We start from the raw sequence: 18,237 nt of genomic DNA on the forward strand, positions 1-18,237 counted from the left end.
TCCTAAGGCAGGTCGAGCATCCGTCCGGCCACGACCAGCACGGTCCGGTCGGACACGGCGGACACCCGGTTGTTCAACGCGCCCAGCACATCACGGAAAACGCGTCCGGACACCGTCGCGGGCACCACACCGCTGCCGACCTCGTTGCTGACCGCGATCACCGGCACGTCCGCCTGCTCCCACGCGGCCAGGAAATCCTCCAGCCGGTCGTCGAGCCGCCGTTCCCAGCCCTTGCGCTGGTCCCAAGCGCCGACCTCGTCGAGCACCCGGCTGATCCACGTGCCGAGGCAGTCGATCAGCAGCGGATGCGTCGCCGTCCGCAGCACCGTGGCCAGGTCGGTGGTCTCGACCGTCTTCCAGTGGCTCGGCCGCCGCGCGCGGTGCGCGGCCACCCGGGCGGCCCATTCGGGATCTTCGGCGCTCGGCGGCAGCCCGGGCGCGACGTAGGTCAGGTGCGGGTGACGGGACGCGAGCCGCTCGGCGTGGTGTGACTTCCCAGAGCGGACGCCGCCCAGTATCAGCACCTTGCCGTCGTCGCGCGAATAGCGGCGAAGTGCCCGCGCGAGGGTCTCCAGGACCCTCGCGAGGCGATGCGTCAGCTTGGTCATACCCCGCATTCTCGTGCACGCGCTACCGTTCGCCACGTGCCACTCCGACAAGCCGCCACCGCAGCCGGACTCGTGACCGGTTACGTCGCCGACGCCGTGTTCGGAGATCCACGGAAGTGGCATCCGGTCGCGGGGTTCGGCCGCGCCGCGCAAGCCCTCGAACAGCGGGTTTACGCCGATTCGAAGGTGCGGGGCGCCGCCTACACCGCGGCCTGCGCGGGCACCGTCACCGGATTGGGGGTCGCGGCCCAGTTCCTGACCCGGAAGCGTCCATTCGCGAGGTTCGCGCTCACCGCGGCGTCCACGTGGGTGGTTCTGGGCGGCAAGGGCCTCGCGGCGGAGGGCACGCGCATGGCCCACTTGCTCGACGACGGCGACCTGCCCGGAGCCCGGCGCCGCCTTTCGCATCTGTGCGCCCGCGACGCCACCGGCCTCGACACCGAGCAGCTCGCGCGCGCCACCACCGAGTCCATCGCCGAGAACACCTCCGACGCGGTCGTCGCGCCGTTGCTGTGGGGCGCGGTCGCCGGGATCCCCGGCTTGCTGGGCTACCGCGCGCTCAACACGCTCGACGCGATGGTCGGCTACCGATCGCCGAAGTACGCGAACTTCGGCTGGGCGTCGGCGCGGACCGACGACCTGGCGAATCTGGTGCCGTCCCGGGTCGGTGCGGCGCTCACCGTGGCGTCGGCGCCGCTGGCCGGCGGCTTCGCCAAACCCGCGTTCCGGATCTGGCGCCGCGACGGGAAGCGTCATCCGAGCCCCAACGCGGGTCAGGTCGAGGCCGCCTTCGCCGGCGCGCTCGGGATCAAGCTGGGCGGCACGAACAGCTATGGCGGCCGCACCGAACGCCGCGGCGTCCTCGGCGACGGCCGCGAGCCGGAGCCGGTGGACGTGCGCCGCGCGGTCCGGCTGTCGAGGGCGGTCGGGCTCGCCGCGCTCGCCGTCGCGGTGGTGGTGTCGCGGTGAGCGGCCTGCTCGTCGCGGGGACGACGTCGGACGCGGGCAAGAGCCTGGTCACCGCCGCGTTGTGCCGCTGGCTCGCGCGCCGGGGCGTGCGGGTCGCGCCGTTCAAGTCCCAGAACATGTCGAACAACTCGATGGTGTGCGCGGACGGCGCCGAGATCGGCCGCGCGCAATGGCTCCAGGCGCGCGCTGCCCGTGTCGAACCCGAAGCCGCGATGAATCCGGTGCTGCTGAAACCCGGGAGTGATCGCCGCAGCCACGTCGTCGCGCTCGGGAAACCGTTCGGCACGCTGGAAGCGGGGGAGTACGCGACGGGCCGGGCCGGGCTCGCCGAGATCGCCTTCGACACGTTCTCTGCGCTGCGAAGGCGTTTCGACGTCGTGCTGTGCGAAGGCGCGGGAAGCCCGGCCGAGATCAACCTGCGCGAAGGCGACTACGTCAACATGGGGCTGGCGCGGCGTTTCGGCCTGCCCGTGGTCGTCGTCGGCGACATCGACCGCGGCGGGGTCATGGCCGCGATGTTCGGCACCCTCGCCCTGCTGTCCGCCGAAGACCAGGCGCTGGTTTCGGGCTGGCTGGTCAACAAGTTCCGCGGTGACGTGGGCCTGCTGCGGCCGGGGCTGGAGACGCTGGAGAAGCTCACCGGCCGCGAGGTCTTCGGCGTGCTGCCCTGGCTCGACCAGGTGTGGATCGACTCGGAGGACGCGCTGGCCGCCGCGGGGTGGGGTGCCTCCGGCGGGTCGCTGCGGGTCGCCGTCGTGCGTTTCCCGCGGGCCTCCAACGCGACCGACGTCGACGCGCTCGCCGCCGAGCCCGGCGTCTCGGTCGCGCTGACCGCCGATCCGGACACGGTCGGGTCCGCCGACGTGGTGATCCTGCCGGGTTCCCGCGCGACCGTGGACGATCTGGCGTGGTTGCGGGCGCGTGGCCTGGCGGACGCCGTGCGCACACGGGCCGAGGCGGGCCGTCCGGTGCTGGGGATCTGCGGTGGTTACCAGATGCTGGCCGCCGAGATCGAGGACGACGTCGAATCGGGCGCCGGAACGGTTCCCGGTCTCGGCCTGCTGCCGACGCGTGTCTCGTTCAGTGCCGACAAAGTGCTGGCCCGGCCGACGGGTTCGTGGCGCGGGCAATCCGTGGAGGCGTACGAGATCCACCACGGCACCGTGACCGCCACCGGCCCCGCCGAGTCCTTTTTGGACGGATATCGGCGAGGTGCGGTGTGGGGAACGATGTGGCACGGTGCGTTCGAGAACGACGGTTTCCGGCGCGCGTGGCTGGGCGAAGTGGCGGACTGGTCACCGGCCGCCGGGGCACCGGGGTTCGGCGCGCTGCGGGAGAGCATGCTCGACAGGCTCGCCGACGCCGTCGAAGAGCACGTCGACACCGCCCGGCTCCTGCGCCTGATCGAGGACGGTGCCGACGGCTCCCTGCCTTTCGTGCCGCCCGGCGTCTAGGCCCGCACGGCTTCCTCGTGCTTCAAAGCCTTCTCCGCCAAAGCGCCGAAGGCCAGCCCGAGCGCGGTCCACAGCACCACCTGCGTGCCGACCGACGCCAGCCGGAAGGTCCACAGCGTGGAACCCGGGAACCCGTCGGGCACCTCGTCGATCGACGGCAGCAGCGCCGCCGCCACCGAGATCAGCACGATGTACCCGCCCGCGGCGAGCAGGCCGCCGCGCCAGGCGCCGAGCTTGTCGGCCAGCTTCCGCCCGAACGCCGCGGCGAGGATGCCGACCAGCAGCGAAAGCGCGACGAAGCCGAAGTACAGCGAAGTCCGGCTTCCGATCGTGCCCGCCTGGCCGACCGCGGGCGGATTCCCCGGGTATTTCAGGAACGGCACCAGGAACACGACCACGAAGGCGCCGCCCGCGAGCAGCGCCGCGGTCACCCGCGGCCGCAGTGTGCCGAGGCGGCCGTAGGTGAAGGCGAACGCGAGCGAGAACAGCCCGCCGACCGCGACGCCGTACAGGCCGACGCCGGTCAACAGACCGACGGTGCTCTGCACACCACGCGTGACGAGCTCTTCCTCGGCCTCGGCGGGGGCGTGTTCGTGGGCACCCGGAGCACTGTGGGAATGCGCGGCCGTGCCTTCGAGACCGATGGCGGTCTCGACCGAAGGCTCACCGAAGAAGTACGCGAAAAGGGTCGCCAGGACACCGGCGACCAGGCCCGCGAACATGCCGCGGACCAGCAAGGTCCTCATCATGGGGCGCTTGCCCGCCTAGTGGCAGGGGAAGGCCAGCAGGTGCCGGCCGTCGTGGACGAACTCGTGGACGTACGAGTTCGCGAACACCGACACCGCGCCCTGCTCGGCGCTGATGAAGTACAGGGTGATCAGCGAAAGGAGGATGACGAGCACCGCCCAGGGCAGGATCTCGCGGACGGGGATCCGGACGGGGACGGGAACTGCGGCTACCGCTTCGGACATGGCGGTGGGACCTCCTCGGGCTAGCGCGGCCTCTTCAGGGGTGTCACGACGGCTCCGGGTCTGGCTTCCCCGATGACTCGGGGTCACAGTGGCGCGACCGCGCGGATTCTCACCGCGTTCCGGGTGCCGTCGTCTGGCCGACCGAGCGTAGGTCGCCACGAAGCGTCCGGTCAATGTGACGGAACCCGATCGGCCCAGGCTCGTTACGTCACGGGCATCCACCGATCGGTTGATGGGGGCTCCACCATCGACAGCCTCAGCCGTGGCCACGCGGTTGATTCGGCGGACCCGCGCCGCGCGGGATGGTCTTCGTATGGCAATCATCGAGGTGGAAGACCTCGTCAAACGCTACGGCGACCACACCGCGGTGGACGGGGTCGGTTTCGCCGTCGAGCAGGGCGAGATCTTCGGAATCCTAGGCCCCAACGGGGCAGGCAAGACCACGACGGTCGAGTGCGTCGAAGGGCTGCGCGTCCCGGACGGCGGCACCATCCGGGTCTGCGGGATCGACCCGCGAAGCGAAACCGGCGAGCTGCGGCAGCTGCTCGGCGCGCAGCTGCAGGAAAGCGAGCTGCCGGACAAGCTGAAGGTCGGCGAGGCGATGGAGCTGTACGGCTCCTTCTACCGCGAACCGGCCGACTGGCGGGAACTTCTCGGCATCCTCGACCTGACCGACAAGATCGGCACCCAGTTCCGCAGGTTGTCCGGTGGGCAGAAACAGCGGCTGTCGATCGCGCTCGCGCTGATCGGCAACCCGAGGGTGGCGGTCCTCGACGAGCTCACCACCGGCCTTGACCCGCAGGCGCGCCGTGACGCGTGGGGCCTGATCGAGCGCGTCCGCGACCGCGGCGTGACGATCCTGCTGGTCACGCATTTCATGGAGGAAGCGGAACGACTGTGCGACCGGATCGCGGTGATCGACTCCGGCCGCGTCGTCGCGCTCGACACCCCGGCCGGGCTGGTCGCCGGCGTCGACGACCGGCAACGCATCCGGTTCCGTCCGTCCGCCCCGCTGGACCACTCCGTGCTGACCGCGCTGCCCGAGGTCGCCTCGGTCGACCGCGCGGGCGACCAGCTCGTCGTGACCGGCACGGGCGACCTGCTGCTCGCCGTCACCACCGTGCTCGCCCGCAACCAGGTCACCGCGGCCGGCCTGCGGGTCGAGCAGGCGTCGCTGGACGACGCGTTCGTCGCGCTCACCGGCCGCACCATCGACTCCTGAGGAGAACACCATGTCCGCCCTCGCCCGGCTCACCGTCGCCGAGACCAAACTCTTCTTCCGCGAGCCGATGCTCGTGTTCTTCGTGCTCGCGTTCCCGCCGCTCCTGCTCGTCGTCCTCGGCGCGTTCCCCGCGCTGCGAGAACCCAGCGCGGACCTCGGCGGCGCCAGGGCGATCACCCTGTACCTGCCGATCATCGTCACGATGGGCCTCGCCCTGTTCGCGCTCAACAGCGTGACCCAGCTGCTCGCCACCTACCGGGAGAAAGGCGTGCTGCGGCGGATGCGGACCACCCCGGTCGAACCGCACGTCCTGCTGGGCGCGCAGCTGCTGATGTCCACGATCATGTCCGTGGCGACGATGCTGGTCCTGCTGGCCATCGGCAGGGTGCTGTACGACGTGGGCCTGCCCCGGCAGCTGCCCGCGTACCTCATCGCCTACCTGCTGACGGCGCTCGCGATGTTCGCGATCGGCCTGCTGGTCGCCTCTGTCGCGCCGACCGGGAAGAGCGCGGGCGCGATCGGGACCCTGCTGTTCTTCCCGATCCTGTTCTTCGCCGGTCTCTGGGTGCCGCGCGCCGAGATGAACGACGTCCTGCGGAAGATCAGCGACTTCACCCCGCTGGGCGCGGGCGTGCAATCATTGCAGGACGCCGCCGCCGGTCACTGGCCGCAACCACTGCAGGTGGCGGTCTTGCTGGGGTGGACGATCGTGGCAGGCGGGCTGGCCGCCCGGTACTTCCGCTGGGAGTGATTCGTGGGCATCGAAGCGGAGCTGCGTGCGGAGTCCGACCACTGGGAACGGGTCGAGACGACGGTCTTCAAGGTCCTTCCGTACGTCCTGCTGGCGATCGGCGTCCTCATCTCGGTGCTGCTGCCGATCTGGCGGGTGCCGGTGCACCTCCCGGCCGTGCTCGCGCTTTCGGCCGGGATCCTGGCCTGGTCCTTCTGGTTCCACACGCTCCACCCGGAATGGCACCGGAACGGGCCGCTGATGGGCCTGTACTACACGGGGCTGATGGCGCTGACGGCCTGCCTGGTCGCGGTCGCGCCGTGGTACGGCCTGTTCGCCTTCATCGGCTATCCCCAGGCGTTCCACTACCTGAAAGGCCGCTGGCGGTACGTCGGGGTCGCCGCCACGTCCGTGATCTCGGCGGTGGCGTACCTGGGTGGGCTGGCCGGGATCCAGGAAGAGGACATGTGGGTGGCGTGGGCGGCGCTCAGCGTGATCATCACCGTGCTGTCCGGCGCCTTCTCCCGCATCGCCGAGCAGTCGGACCAGCGCAATCTCAAACAGAAGCAGGCGCTCACCGAACTGCACGAGGCGAACACCAGGCTGGAGGCGGCGCTGGAGGAGAACGCCGGCCTGCACGCCCAGCTGCTGGTCCAGGCCAGGGAAGCCGGGGTGCTCGACGAGCGGCAGCGGATCGCCAGGGACATCCACGACACCCTGGCCCAGGGGCTGGCAGGCATCCTCACCCAGCTCCAGGCCGCCGAGCAGACCCTGGACGAGCCCTCGGTGCCGCACCGGCACGTGACGAACGCGATGAACCTCGCGAGGGAAAGCCTGACCGAGGCACGCCGGACGGTGCACGCGGTGCAGCCGGAGCCGCTCGCCGAGGGCAGGCTCCAGGACGCGATCGGCGAGGTGACCCGACGCTGGTCGGAGGTGAACCACATCGAGGCGGTGCTGACCACCACCGGCGATCCCCGGCCCATGCACGCCGATGTCGAGGTGACGCTGCTCCGGGCCGCGCAAGAAGCGCTGGCCAACGTGGCCAAGCACGCGAAGGCCGGCCGAGTCGGCCTGACCCTGTCGTACATGGAGGATCTGGTGACGCTCGACGTGCGTGACGACGGCGTGGGCTTCGAGCCGACAGCCAAGCGCGCCAACGGTTCCGCCGACGGCGGGTTCGGGCTGGCCGGGATGCGGCAGCGTGTGCAGCGCCTCGCCGGCCGCCTCGACATCGAGTCGGAGCCGGGCGGGGGCACCGCGCTCTCGGCGTCCGTCCCGGCGATCCCGGCCGGGGCCGAGCGGTGATCTCGCTGCTGATCGTCGACGACCATCCCGTGGTGCGGGACGGGCTGCGGGGCATGTTCAGCGCCGACCCGCGCTTCGAGGTCCTCGGTGAGGCCGGGGACGGCGAGGAGGCCATCGCCGCCGGGGTGAAGCTCCGGCCCGACGTGATCCTCATGGATCTGCGGATGCCGCGGATCGACGGCGTCACCGCCATCGAGGAGCTGGCGAAACGCGGGGTGACCTCGCGGATCCTCGTGCTCACCACCTACGACACGGACAGCGATGTGCTGCCCGCCATCCAAGCCGGTGCCACCGGATACCTGCTGAAGGACGCGCCGAGGGACGAACTGTTCCGTGCGGTGGAGGCGGCCGCGGAGGGGAAGGCGATGCTTTCCCCCTCCGTCGCGACCCGGTTGATGGGGCAGATGCGGCAGCCGGCCTCAGGTCCGCTCTCACAGCGTGAACTGGAAGTCCTGGAACTGATCGCCCAGGGCACGACGAACCGCGAGGCCGCGAAGAGGCTGTTCATCAGCGAAGCGACGGTGAAGACACACCTGCTGCACGTCTACGCGAAACTCGGCGTCAACGACCGGGCGGCCGCCGTGGCCACGGCGTTCTCCCAGGGGTACCTGACCCCGCGCGGCTGACGGAGCCCTGCCGTCCATGGTGGGGCGCATGCCAAAATCCAGCCATGACACCTGCGGTGGCGGCACTCGATGTCGGCGGAACGTCCATCAAGGCGGCCTTGTACGACGCGGACCTGAAGGACCTCGCCAGCCTGCGCGAGCCGACGGCGCGCGGGGCGGACGGCGAGGCACTCGCCGATCAGGTCGCGCGGATCGTCGAAACGCTGGGCAAGCAGGCAGGGACCGGTACGCCGGACGCCGTCGGCGTGGTCATCCCCGGCATCGTCGACGAGGTCGAGCGGGTGGCCCGGTTCTCGGCGAACCTCGACTTCCGGAACGTGCCGTTCGGCGAGATGCTCGACAGCAGGCTCGGCCTGCCGTTCGCGTTCGGGCACGACGTCCGCGCGGGCGGGCTCGCGGAATTCCGGGTGGGCGCGGGCAAGGGCTGCACCGACGCCGCCTTCATCCCGGTCGGCACCGGGATCGCGGCCGCGCTCCAGCTCGACGGGCGGCTGTACGCCGCGGGCGGGCAAGGCGGCGAGATCGGGCATATCGACGTCGGCCACCGGCTGCCGTGCGGTTGCGGCGCGACCGGATGCCTCGAAGCGATCTCTTCCGCTTCGGCCATCGCCCGCCGCTACAGCGAGCACACCGGGCGGCCCGCCGAAGGCGCCGAGCAGGTGGTCGACGCCGCCCGCCACGGTGACGAGGCCGCGATCTCCGTGGTCAACGACGCGCTCGAGGGGCTCGGCCACGGCATCAAGACCCTGGTCACCCTGCTCGCGCCCGAAGTCGTCGTCCTCGGCGGCGGTCTGTTCACCGCGGGCGACTACGTCCTCGAGCCGGTGCGGGCCTGGCTGGCGGCGAACCTGCAGTTCCAGCGGATGCCCGAGCTGCGGATCGCGCGCCTCGGCGACGAGGCGGGCAGGCTCGGCGCGGCGCTGCTGGCGCTGGACCGGCTCAGTGTCTGATGGTGAACCCGCGTCCGCGATCGACGTCGGCAGGACGCTGCCTGGTCAGCCACCTGCGGATGGCGGTCAGGGCGTCCTGCCACCGCGATAGCGGGGCCTTCGGCCGAGGCGGGTTCACGCGTACGGTTCTGATCGCGGATCCTCTCCCGCTTCGCCGATCGGCTCAAGCCTTGACCACCCGCACGCCTTCCTCTTCGAAGGCGTGCACCCGCGCGGGATCGGCGCGGCCGTCGGTGACGAGCACGTCGACGTCGGCGGTCGCGCAGATCTTCGCGAAGGCGTGACCGCCGAGCTTCCCGCTGTCGGCGAGCACGACGACCTGCCGGGCGCGGGCCGCCATCAGCCGGTTCGTGTTCGCGTCGCCCTCGTGATGCGCCTGCGCGCCGTGCACCGGGTCGAAGGCGTCGACGCCGAGGAACACCAGATCCAACGAGATCTGGTCGAGGAACAGCTGCGACAGCGGACCGGACAGGTCGAACGACTGCTGCCGCGCGACCCCGCCGGTCACCACGATCTTGATATTGGGCCGCACGGCGAGTTCGTGGGCGATGTTGAGCGCGTTCGTCACCACGGTCAGCGACGGCCCGCCGGTCGGCTCGCTCATGTCCGGGCGGGTCGCGAGCGCGCGGCCGACCTCGGTGCTCGTGATGCCGCCGTTGAGCCCGACCACCATGCCCGGATCGACCATCCTGGCCGCGGCGGCGGAGATCCGTTGCTGTTCCGGCGCGTTGCGCGCGGCCTTGTGCCGCAACGGAAGGTCGTAGGCGACATTGCTCGCGACGGCGCCGCCGCGGGTGCGGACCACGAGATTGCGGCCCGCCAGATGATCGAGGTCCCGGCGGATCGTCGCGGGGGAGACACCGAGTTCGCCCGCCGAAACCTCGACGTCGACTTTTTCCCGCTCTCCCACCATGTCCAATAAAGCCGTCAGCCGTTCATGCCGATTCATCACCAGCTCCCTCCCCGAAGCGCGATGTCGCTTACCGCACCGGACAAAGTACTACGCGTCGCGATACGGCCGGAGAGAAGCGGCGGATTTCGGGCGCCGGGAAGAAAGGGCGGAGTGAACGGGCGCCGGCCACCCCCAGTGTGACCGGCGCCCGCCCGGCGGCCGGTACGCCCAGGACCGGCCCGTTTCGCAGGCTATCGCCGCCGACTCCGGACTGATATCCGCTTTACGCCCGTTCCGGTGACGTTCAGCGGATAACGCGTCAGCCCTTGCCGCCGAGTCCGCGCAGGAAGGCGAGTGACGGCATGAAGAAGTAGTCGCCACCCTTCAGCGTCACCGCCTGCGGGATCGGATCCGCGGTCACCGTCCGCGTGCCCGCCCATTCCGCGGTGTAGACGGATTCCGGGCGCGGGCCCTGGCCGATGACCGGATCGAGACCCGGCGGCTTGACCCCGTCGGCCGGGATCGGGAAGCCCGGGTTGTTCGACCAGTTCTGCTGCGTGAACTCGAACTGGTCGCCCAGCGCCGAATTGAACGCCATGAACAGCAGGCCGACCCCGCCGCTGGGCCGGGCGGACGGCGGCAGATCGGCGTTCGGATCGTCGGCCCGTTCGCCGTAGGGCACACCCCGCCGGGCCATCAGGTGCAGGCGTTCCTGCGGCGGTGGTTCCGCGCCGCCGCTGCCGCGCGGATTCGTCTTCCGGATGTGCGCCTGGAAGGGGCATTTCGCGCCGGTGATGTCGCTTCCGTAGTCGAAATTGTTCGGTACCGGGCTTTCCGCGCCCTCTTCCCGTTGCGCGGTCAACGGCGTGCCGTCCTCGAACCGGCCGACGATCATCGCGCCCGCCCGTTCCCGGTCTTCGCCGACGAGGCCCAATTGATCCGCCAGCGCCTCTTCCGACAGCTTGAATCGCCGCACGTTCTGTTCCAATTTTCGGAAAACGAAGTAGCTGCCGAAATGGACTTCGGGATCGGGAGCCGCGTGGTCCGGAACGAGCACCTGGTTCAGCGGGGCGCTCGGATCCCAGACGCTGATGCCGTCCGTTCCCGTCTTTTCCGCATGGATGTCCTCGACCAGGAAGAGCGGCTGGCTCCGGCCGTCGACGTAACCGAAATGCTCGATCCCGTCGCCATTGGCGTTCACGCGGCCGAATCCGGTTTCCTCGGCGACGACGGAAACGGTCGGCGGAATCAGCGCGAGAACCGCGTTCCGGCGCGCGGTCATCGGAGCGTCGGCGCCGTCGCCGATGATGACGACGGCGTGGATCTCGTCGTGGTATCCGCTGTCGAACGTGGAGCGCGGCGGGTCGTTCAGCTTCTCGCGGGTCTCCTGCGCGCGCATACCCAGGAGGAAGGAATCATCTTGCGGTGCCTCGATTTTCAGGAACCGGTAGCCCGCCGCGGTCAGCCCGGTGCCGACGTAGGGCGTCCCCTTCACGCCTTCGGTCTTGAAGCGCTCGACCTCGGTCAGGTGGGTCTTCGCGGACTTCATCAGCGGGACGAGCGAGGCGAGGAACTTCATCGCGCTCCCGGGCTCCGAAAAACGGAGGAAAAGCGCGGAAAAATGGTCCCGTGCGTGCGCTTTCAGGATGTTCGGCTGTAGTTCTTCGAGCATTTTCGCGGCATCGCCGGTGGCGGTCTTCCATTCCAGCGGCACGGTCAGATCGACGGACATGTCAAGGAACCCCCTCCTTGGGAACCGTCCGGCGGCCCCGGCAGGTCTTGCCGGTCCCCGCCGCCGTACGGGACTTACCCCTTGATACAACCGATACCGAAACCTTGCTGTCATCACCCGCAAGTACACTCTTCCGGCGGTTCTTTCACTCGAAAGAACCAATGCTCTGCTCACTCCCCGCGTTTAGTCCTCTGCTTGCGGTGGTTGCACGCGCAACTACCACATTCAGAGGACTAAACGCGGCGGGGTAGGCGCGACGCCGAGCGCGTGAAGGCCCCCTTCCCTCGGCTCAGCCGAGGGAAGGGGGCCTTCACGCGCGAAAACGGCCTAGGTGAGCGGCCGGTCGGTCGGAGCGATCGGGGCGGGCAGCACGTCCCGTCCGGTGAGGAACGCGTCCACCCCGGCCGCGGCGGACCGGCCTTCGGCGATCGCCCACACGATGAGCGACTGGCCGCGGCCCATGTCGCCCGCCACGAACACGTTGTCGACGCTGGTCTTGAACGCCTTGTCGCGGGCGACGTTGCCCCGCTGGTCCAGCTCGACGTCGAGCGACTCCAGCAGGCCTTCCCGCTCGGGGCCGACGAAGCCCATCGCGAGCAGCACCAGCTGCGCGGGCAGTTCGCGCTCGGTGCCTTCCACGGGGACGAACTTGCCGCCCTCGTTGCGCACCTCGACCAGCTTCAGCGCCCGCACCCGGCCGTCGGCGTCCGCGACGAACTCCTGGGTGTTGACCGAGTACAGCCGCTCGCCACCTTCCTCGTGCGCGGACGAGACGCGGTAGATCATCGGGTACGTCGGCCACGGGTGCGCGTCGGACCGCGAAAGCGGCGGCTTCGGCATGATCTCCAGCTGCGTCACCGATTTCGCGCCCTGGCGGTGCGACGTCCCGACGCAGTCCGCGCCGGTGTCACCGCCGCCGATGACCACGACGTCGAGGCCCTCGGCGCTGATCGGCGAGACGTCCAGCTCACCGGCGGCGACGCGGTTGGCGTGCGGCAGGAACTCCATCGCCTGGTGGATACCGGCGTGCTCGCGGCCGGGGATCGGCAGGTCGCGCCACGCGGTCGCGCCGCCGGCGAGGACGACGGCGTCGTAGGACGACTTCAGTTCCTCGACGGTGAGGTCGACGCCGACGTTCACCGAAGTCCGGAATTCCGTGCCCTCGGCGCGCATCTGGTCCAGACGGCGGTCGAGCCGGTGCTTCTCCATCTTGAACTCGGGGATGCCGTAGCGCAGCAGCCCGCCGATCTTGTCGGCCCGCTCGAAGACCACGACACTGTGGCCCGCGCGCGTGAGCTGCTGCGCCGCGGCGAGTCCCGACGGGCCGGATCCGACCACCGCCACCTTCTTGCCAGTGAGCGCCACCGGCTTCTGCGGCGTGACCCAGCCTTCCTCGAAGGCCCGGTCGATGATCGAGATCTCGACCCGCTTGATGGTGACGGGATCGTCGTTGATCCCGAGCACACACGCCGTCTCGCACGGCGCCGGGCAGAGGGTCCCGGTGAACTCCGGGAAATTGTTGGTCGCGTGCAGCCGCTCGGCCGCGTCGCGCCAATCGTCGCGCCAGGTCAGCGTGTTCCACTCGGGAATGAGGTTCCCGAGCGGGCAGCCCTGGTGACAGAACGGGATACCGCAGTCCATGCAGCGCCCGGCCTGCTTCTGCAGCTTCGACGTCGCGAAGTCCTCGTACACCTCGCGCCAGTCCATCAGGCGCAGGTCGACGGGACGGCTCTTGGGCGTCTCGCGAGTGGTGGTCAGAAAGCCCTTGGGGTCAGCCATGTGCGGCCTCCATGATCGCCTCGTTCACGTCACGCCCATCGCGCTCGGCCTCAGCCTGCGCCGCGAGCACGCGCTTGTAGTCCTTCGGCATGACCTTGCCGAACCGGTCGACGGCGGCGTCCCAGTCGGCGAGCAGCGCACGCGCGACCGCGGACTCCGTTTCGTTGTAATGCTTTTCGAGCGCCTCGCGCAGGAAGTCCACATCGGACGAATCCAGCGGGTCGATGTCGACCATCTCCGGGTTGATCCGGTGCGCGGGCAGGTCCAGCACGTAGGCGACGCCGCCCGACATCCCGGCCGCGAAGTTGCGGCCCACGCCGCCGAGCACGACGACCCGGCCACCGGTCATGTACTCGCAGCCGTGGTCGCCGACGCCTTCGACGACGGCCAGCGCGCCCGAGTTGCGCACGCAGAACCGCTCGCCGACCTTGCCGCGGATGAAGATCTCGCCGCTGGTCGCGCCGTAGCCGATCACGTTGCCCGCGATGATGTGCTCTTCGGCGTTGTACCGCGCCACCTTCGGCGGCCGCACGACGAGCCGCCCGCCGGACAGGCCCTTGCCGACGTAGTCGTTGCCGTCACCGAAGAGCCGCAGCGTGATGCCCTTGGGCACGAACGCGCCGAACGACTGACCGGCGGTACCGGTGAAGGTCACGTCGATCGTGTTGTCCGGCAGGCCCTCGCCGCCCCACCGCTTGGTGAGCTCGTGGCCGAGCATGGTGCCGACGGTCCGGTTCACGTTGCGCACCGGCAGTTCCAGCCGCACCTTGTCCCCGGACGACAGCGCGCCCTCGGCGAGCTGGATCAGCGTGTTGTCGAGCGCCTTCTCCAGCCCGTGGTCCTGCACGGTCTGCTGGTGACGCAGGCCGGCGGGCGCCATGTCGGGCACGTGGAAGATCGGCGTCAGGTCGAGACCGGCGGCCTTCCAGTGGTCGATCGCCTTGCGCTTGTCGAGCATCTCGGCGTGGCCGACGGCCTCGGCGATGGACCGGAAACCCAGCTCCGCCAGGTATTCCCGGACCTCCTGGGCGATGAACTCGAAGAAGTTCACCACGTACTCGGCCTTGCCGCTGAACTTCTCGCGCAGCTTCGGGTTCTGCGTCGCGACGCCGACCGGGCAGGTGTCGAGGTGACACACCCGCATCATGATGCAGCCGGACACCACCAGAGGCGCGGTCGCGAAACCGAACTCCTCGGCCCCGAGCAGCGCGGCGATGACGACGTCGCGGCCGGTCTTGAGCTGGCCGTCGGTCTGCACGACGATCCGGTCGCGCAACCGGTTGGCCAGCAACGTCTGCTGCGTCTCGGCGAGCCCGAGTTCCCACGGGCCGCCCGCGTGCTTGATCGACGACAGCGGCGAAGCGCCCGTGCCGCCGTCGTGCCCGGAGATGAGCACGACGTCCGCGTGTGCCTTGGAAACCCCGGCCGCGACCGTGCCGACACCGACCTCGGACACGAGCTTCACGTGGATGCGCGCGGCCGGGTTGGCGTTCTTGAGGTCGTGGATCAGCTGCGCCAGATCCTCGATCGAGTAGATGTCGTGGTGCGGCGGCGGGGAGATCAGCCCGACACCCGCCGTGGAATGCCGCGTCTTCGCGATCCACGGGTACACCTTCGCGCCGGGCAGCTGGCCGCCTTCGCCGGGCTTCGCGCCCTGCGCCATCTTGATCTGGATGTCGTCGGCGTTGACCAGGTACTCGCTCGTGACGCCGAACCGGCCGCTCGCGACCTGCTTGACCGCGCTGCGGCGTTCGGGGTCGTAGAGCCGTTCCGGATCCTCGCCGCCCTCACCGGTGTTCGACTTGCCGCCGAGCCGGTTCATCGCGATGGCCAGGGTTTCGTGCATCTCCGCCGAGATCGACCCGTAGGAGATCGCGCCGGTCGCGAACCGCTTGACGATCTCGGAGACCGGCTCGACCTCCTCGATCGGGACCGCGGGACGCTCGCCGATCTTGAAGTCGAACAGCCCGCGCAGCGTGTACAGCTTCTGCGCCTGGTCGTCGACGGCCTTCGTGTACTCCTTGAAAACCTCGTACTTCCCGGCACGCGTGGAGTGCTGCAGCTTGAACACCGTCTGCGGGTTGAACAGGTGCGGCTCGCCCTCGCGGCGCCACTGGTAGTCCGCGCCGGTCTCCAGCTCGCGGTGGTTCGCACGGAACCCGTCGCGCGGGAAAGCGCGGCGGTGCCGCTCGGCGACCTCCAGCGCGAGCGTGTCGAAGCCGACGCCGCCGAGGCGGGAAGTGGTGCCGGTGAAGCAGTTCTGGATGACCTCGTCGCCGAGCCCGACCGCTTCGAAGATCTGCGCGCCGGTGTAGGAGGCCACTGTGGACACACCCATCTTCGACATCGTCTTGCGGACGCCCTTGCCCAGCGCCTTGATCAGGTTCGCGGTCGCCTGCTTGGCGGTGGCGCCGGCGATCAGGCCCTGATCGGCCATCTCCTCGACGGTCGCCATCGCCAGATACGGGTTCACCGCCGCGACGCCGTAGCCGATCAGCAACGCGATGTGGTGCACCTCGCGCGCGTCGCCCGCCTCGACGATGAGGCCGACCTGCGTGCGGGTCTTCTCGCGCACCAGGTGGTGGTGCACCGCGCCGGTGAGCAGCAGCGACGGGATGGCCGCGTGGTCTTCGTCGATCCCGCGGTCGGACAGCACGATCAGCCGCGCGCCCTCGGCGATGGCCGCGGACACCTCGGCGCGGATCTCGTCGAGCCGCCGCACGAGCGCCTCGCCGCCGCCGTGGACGTCGTAGGTGCCCTGCACGGTGACCGCCTGGAACTCCGGCAGGTCGCCGTCGTCGTTGACGTGCACCAGCTTCGCGAACTCGTCGTTGTCCAGCACCGGGAACGGCAGCACGATGCGGCGGCACGACTTCGCGTCGGCCTGCAGCAGGTTCGGCTCCGCGCCCAGCTGGGTGCCCAGCGAGGTGACCAGTTCCTCGCGGATCGCGTCCAGCGGCGGGTTGGTCACCTGGGCGAAGAGCTGGATGAAGTAGTCGAAGAGCAGCCGCGGACGGCTGGACAGCGACGCGATGGGGGAGTCGTTGCCCATCGAACCGATCGGCTCCGCGCCGGTGCGGGCCATCGGTTCGAGCAGGACGTCGAGCTCCTCCTCGGTGTAGCCGAACGCCTGCTGACGGCGCACGAGCGCGGCGTGCGGCGGGATCTCGCGCTCACGCTCGGGAAGACCGTCGAGCGGGAGCAGCCCGTCTTCGACCCATTCGTCGTACGGATGCTCGGTGGCGAGCTCGTTCTTGATCTCCTCGTCCTCGACGATCCGGCCGGCGGCCGTGTCCACGAGGAACATGCGGCCCGGCTCCAACCGTCCTTTCCGGACGATCGTGGACTGCTCCAGCTCCAGCACGCCGACCTCGCTGGCGAGGACGACGAGGCCGTCTTCGGTGACCCAGTACCGGGCGGGGCGCAGGCCGTTGCGGTCGAGGACCGCGCCGATCTGGGTGCCGTCGGTGAAGGAGACCAGCGCGGGGCCGTCCCACGGCTCCATCAGCGTCGAGTGGAACTCGTAGAACGCGCGGCGCGCGGGGTCCATCTCCTGATGGTTCTCCCAGGCTTCCGGGATCATCATCAGCACCGCGTGAGGCAGCGAGCGGCCGCCGAGGTGGAGCAGTTCCAACACCTCGTCGAAGGACGCCGAGTCGCTCGCGCCACGGGTGATGATCGGGTAGATCCGCTTGAGGTCGCCGGGGATCAGGTCGGATTCGAGGAGCGCCTCACGCGCGTCCATCCAGTTCCGGTTGCCGCGCAGCGTGTTGATCTCGCCGTTGTGGGCGACGTACCGGTACGGGTGCGCCAGCGGCCACGACGGGAAGGTGTTGGTGGAGAAGCGGGAGTGCACCAGGCCGATGGCGCTGGTGACGCGCTCGTCGGTGAGGTCGGCGAAGAACTTCTCGACCTGCGGCTCGGTGAGCATTCCTTTGTAGACGATCGTGCGCGAGGAGAGGCTGGGGAAGTAGACGTCGTCTTCGACGAGCTCGTGCTCGGCGCGTTTGCGCACCACGAAAGCCGCGCGCTCCAGCTCCAGGCCCTCCAGCGCGTCGTTGCCCGCCAGGAACAACTGGCTGAAATACGGCATGGTCTCGGCCGCGCCGGTGCCGACGTGTTCGGTGTGGACCGGCAGGTCACGCCAGCCGAGCACGCGCATGCCCTCTTCGGCGGCGACGCGCTCGATGGTCGTCATCGCGCGGCCGCGGGCGTTTTCGTCCTGCGGAAGGAAAGCCGTGCCGACGGCGTAGGCGCCGGGCGCGGGAAGGTCGAAGCCGACGACCTCGCGATAGAACTCGTCGGGGACCTGGATGAGGATCCCGGCGCCGTCGCCGGTCTCCGGGTCGGCGCCGCGGGCCCCGCGATGTTCCAGGTTCCGCAGCGCGATCAGCGCTTTGGCGACGATGCCGTGATCGCGTTTACCGGAGAGATCGGCGACGAACGCGACACCGCAGGCGTCGTGTTCGAACTCCGGGTCATACAGGCCTTCGGGGGCCTTGCTGCCCTTGTAGCTGGCATGGTGGGTCACGGCTGGCCGCCTCCCAAGGCGTCGGCGCGACCGGTAACACTCCGTTCGGGTGGTTCGGACGTGAACCAGTTAACGGAGTGGTCCGGGACCGCGATGGTCAGTCGAGAGGGAACGATCCCGCCCGCGGAAACGGGGGCAGGCCTCGTAGAGCCGCACTGCACTGGGCGGCCGATGCGCATATCGGTACTGCTGTGCACGTGGGCGCCGCCTGGCCGCTGTGGTGGGTGGCTGGCGGGTACACGTGTTACTCCCGGGTTCGCCGGTCTTATGACGATAGTGTGAAATCGCTGTTATCGACATACGTCGCTTGGTCGGGGTGGGAAATGCCACGCGGGCGTTGACTTCAAACATCATCTGCCCACTGGCTGGAATGACGTGTCCACTGAGTGGGGCATCAGCCCGCTGACCTGCGGTTATCACTGCCCGACTGGTCCGAAAGTGTGATCTGGGTCGCGCGGGAGAGTG

The 18,237-nt window shown here is 69.6% G+C and carries 14 protein-coding genes; 7 read left to right on the forward strand and 7 right to left on the reverse strand.

Translation table 11 applies throughout. The annotated features are described in order from the left end of the window. Nucleotides 1–2 precede the first annotated feature (2 nt). On the reverse strand, nt 3–608 hold the full coding sequence (locus AORI_RS49435) for a bifunctional adenosylcobinamide kinase/adenosylcobinamide-phosphate guanylyltransferase (RefSeq protein WP_016332080.1): 606 nt from the start codon (nt 606–608) through the stop codon (nt 3–5). Nucleotides 609–644: 36 nt separating this feature from the next. Between AORI_RS49435 and AORI_RS49440 the strand changes: the two genes are divergently transcribed. Further along, nucleotides 645–1,577, forward strand: a complete 933-nt coding sequence (locus tag AORI_RS49440; protein WP_043847957.1) for a cobalamin biosynthesis protein — start codon at nt 645–647, stop codon at nt 1,575–1,577. Then, entirely contained in the window at nt 1,574–3,031 is a 1,458-nt protein-coding gene (locus AORI_RS49445; RefSeq protein ID WP_016332082.1) for a cobyric acid synthase, read from the forward strand. The genes AORI_RS49440 and AORI_RS49445 overlap by 4 nt, the downstream gene beginning before the upstream one ends. On the opposite strand, the gene AORI_RS49450 is transcribed toward AORI_RS49445, so the two are convergent. Then, nucleotides 3,028–3,780: a CbtA family protein gene (locus AORI_RS49450; protein ID WP_016332083.1), complete on the reverse strand. Its 753-nt coding sequence runs from the start codon at nt 3,778–3,780 to the stop codon at nt 3,028–3,030. The two genes, AORI_RS49445 and AORI_RS49450, sit on opposite strands and share 4 nt — an antisense overlap. Before the next feature lie 15 nt (nt 3,781–3,795). Then, entirely contained in the window at nt 3,796–4,002 is a 207-nt protein-coding gene (locus AORI_RS49455; protein ID WP_005162643.1) for a CbtB domain-containing protein, read from the reverse strand. A gap of 313 nt (nt 4,003–4,315) precedes the next feature. Between AORI_RS49455 and AORI_RS49460 the strand changes: the two genes are divergently transcribed. From AORI_RS49460 to AORI_RS49480, 5 genes are read left to right on the forward strand one after another with little or no spacing between them, the layout of a single operon-like run. Beyond that, the gene (locus AORI_RS49460) at nt 4,316–5,224 is read left to right on the forward strand and encodes an ABC transporter ATP-binding protein (RefSeq protein ID WP_016332084.1); all 909 of its coding nucleotides are present in this window, start codon (nt 4,316–4,318) and stop codon (nt 5,222–5,224) included. A 10-nt stretch (nt 5,225–5,234) separates the two neighbouring features. Continuing rightward, entirely contained in the window at nt 5,235–5,975 is a 741-nt protein-coding gene (locus tag AORI_RS49465; protein WP_016332085.1) for an ABC transporter permease, read from the forward strand. A gap of 3 nt (nt 5,976–5,978) precedes the next feature. Beyond that, nucleotides 5,979–7,262, forward strand: coding sequence for a sensor histidine kinase (locus tag AORI_RS49470; RefSeq protein ID WP_016332086.1), 1,284 nt, complete (start codon nt 5,979–5,981; stop codon nt 7,260–7,262). Beyond that, a complete protein-coding gene (locus tag AORI_RS49475; protein WP_016332087.1) occupies nt 7,259–7,888 on the forward strand; it encodes a response regulator in 630 nt (209 codons plus the stop codon). Before AORI_RS49470 ends, AORI_RS49475 begins: the two co-directional genes overlap by 4 nt. 56 nt (nt 7,889–7,944) lie before the next feature. Next, nucleotides 7,945–8,838 carry an ROK family protein gene (locus tag AORI_RS49480; protein ID WP_016332088.1) on the forward strand — a complete coding sequence of 298 codons (894 nt, stop codon included), beginning with the start codon at nt 7,945–7,947 and terminating at the stop codon, nt 8,836–8,838. Between the two features lie 163 nt (nt 8,839–9,001). Here AORI_RS49480 and AORI_RS49485 read toward each other — a convergent pair whose 3' ends face one another. The 4 genes from AORI_RS49485 to gltB form a co-directional block, all read right to left on the reverse strand. Further along, entirely contained in the window at nt 9,002–9,787 is a 786-nt protein-coding gene (locus tag AORI_RS49485; protein ID WP_043847959.1) for a DeoR/GlpR family DNA-binding transcription regulator, read from the reverse strand. Nucleotides 9,788–10,049: 262 nt separating this feature from the next. Continuing rightward, on the reverse strand, nt 10,050–11,462 hold the full coding sequence (locus AORI_RS49490) for a Dyp-type peroxidase (protein WP_016332090.1): 1,413 nt from the start codon (nt 11,460–11,462) through the stop codon (nt 10,050–10,052). A 327-nt stretch (nt 11,463–11,789) separates the two neighbouring features. Further along, a complete protein-coding gene (locus AORI_RS49495; protein WP_016332091.1) occupies nt 11,790–13,241 on the reverse strand; it encodes a glutamate synthase subunit beta in 1,452 nt (483 codons plus the stop codon). Then, nucleotides 13,234–17,772: a glutamate synthase large subunit gene (gene gltB / locus AORI_RS49500; protein ID WP_016332092.1), complete on the reverse strand. Its 4,539-nt coding sequence runs from the start codon at nt 17,770–17,772 to the stop codon at nt 13,234–13,236. Before gltB ends, AORI_RS49495 begins: the two co-directional genes overlap by 8 nt. Nucleotides 17,773–18,237: the final 465 nt, after the last annotated feature.

The organism is Amycolatopsis keratiniphila, from assembly GCF_000400635.2.
Lineage (GTDB): Bacteria > Actinomycetota > Actinomycetes > Mycobacteriales > Pseudonocardiaceae > Amycolatopsis > Amycolatopsis keratiniphila.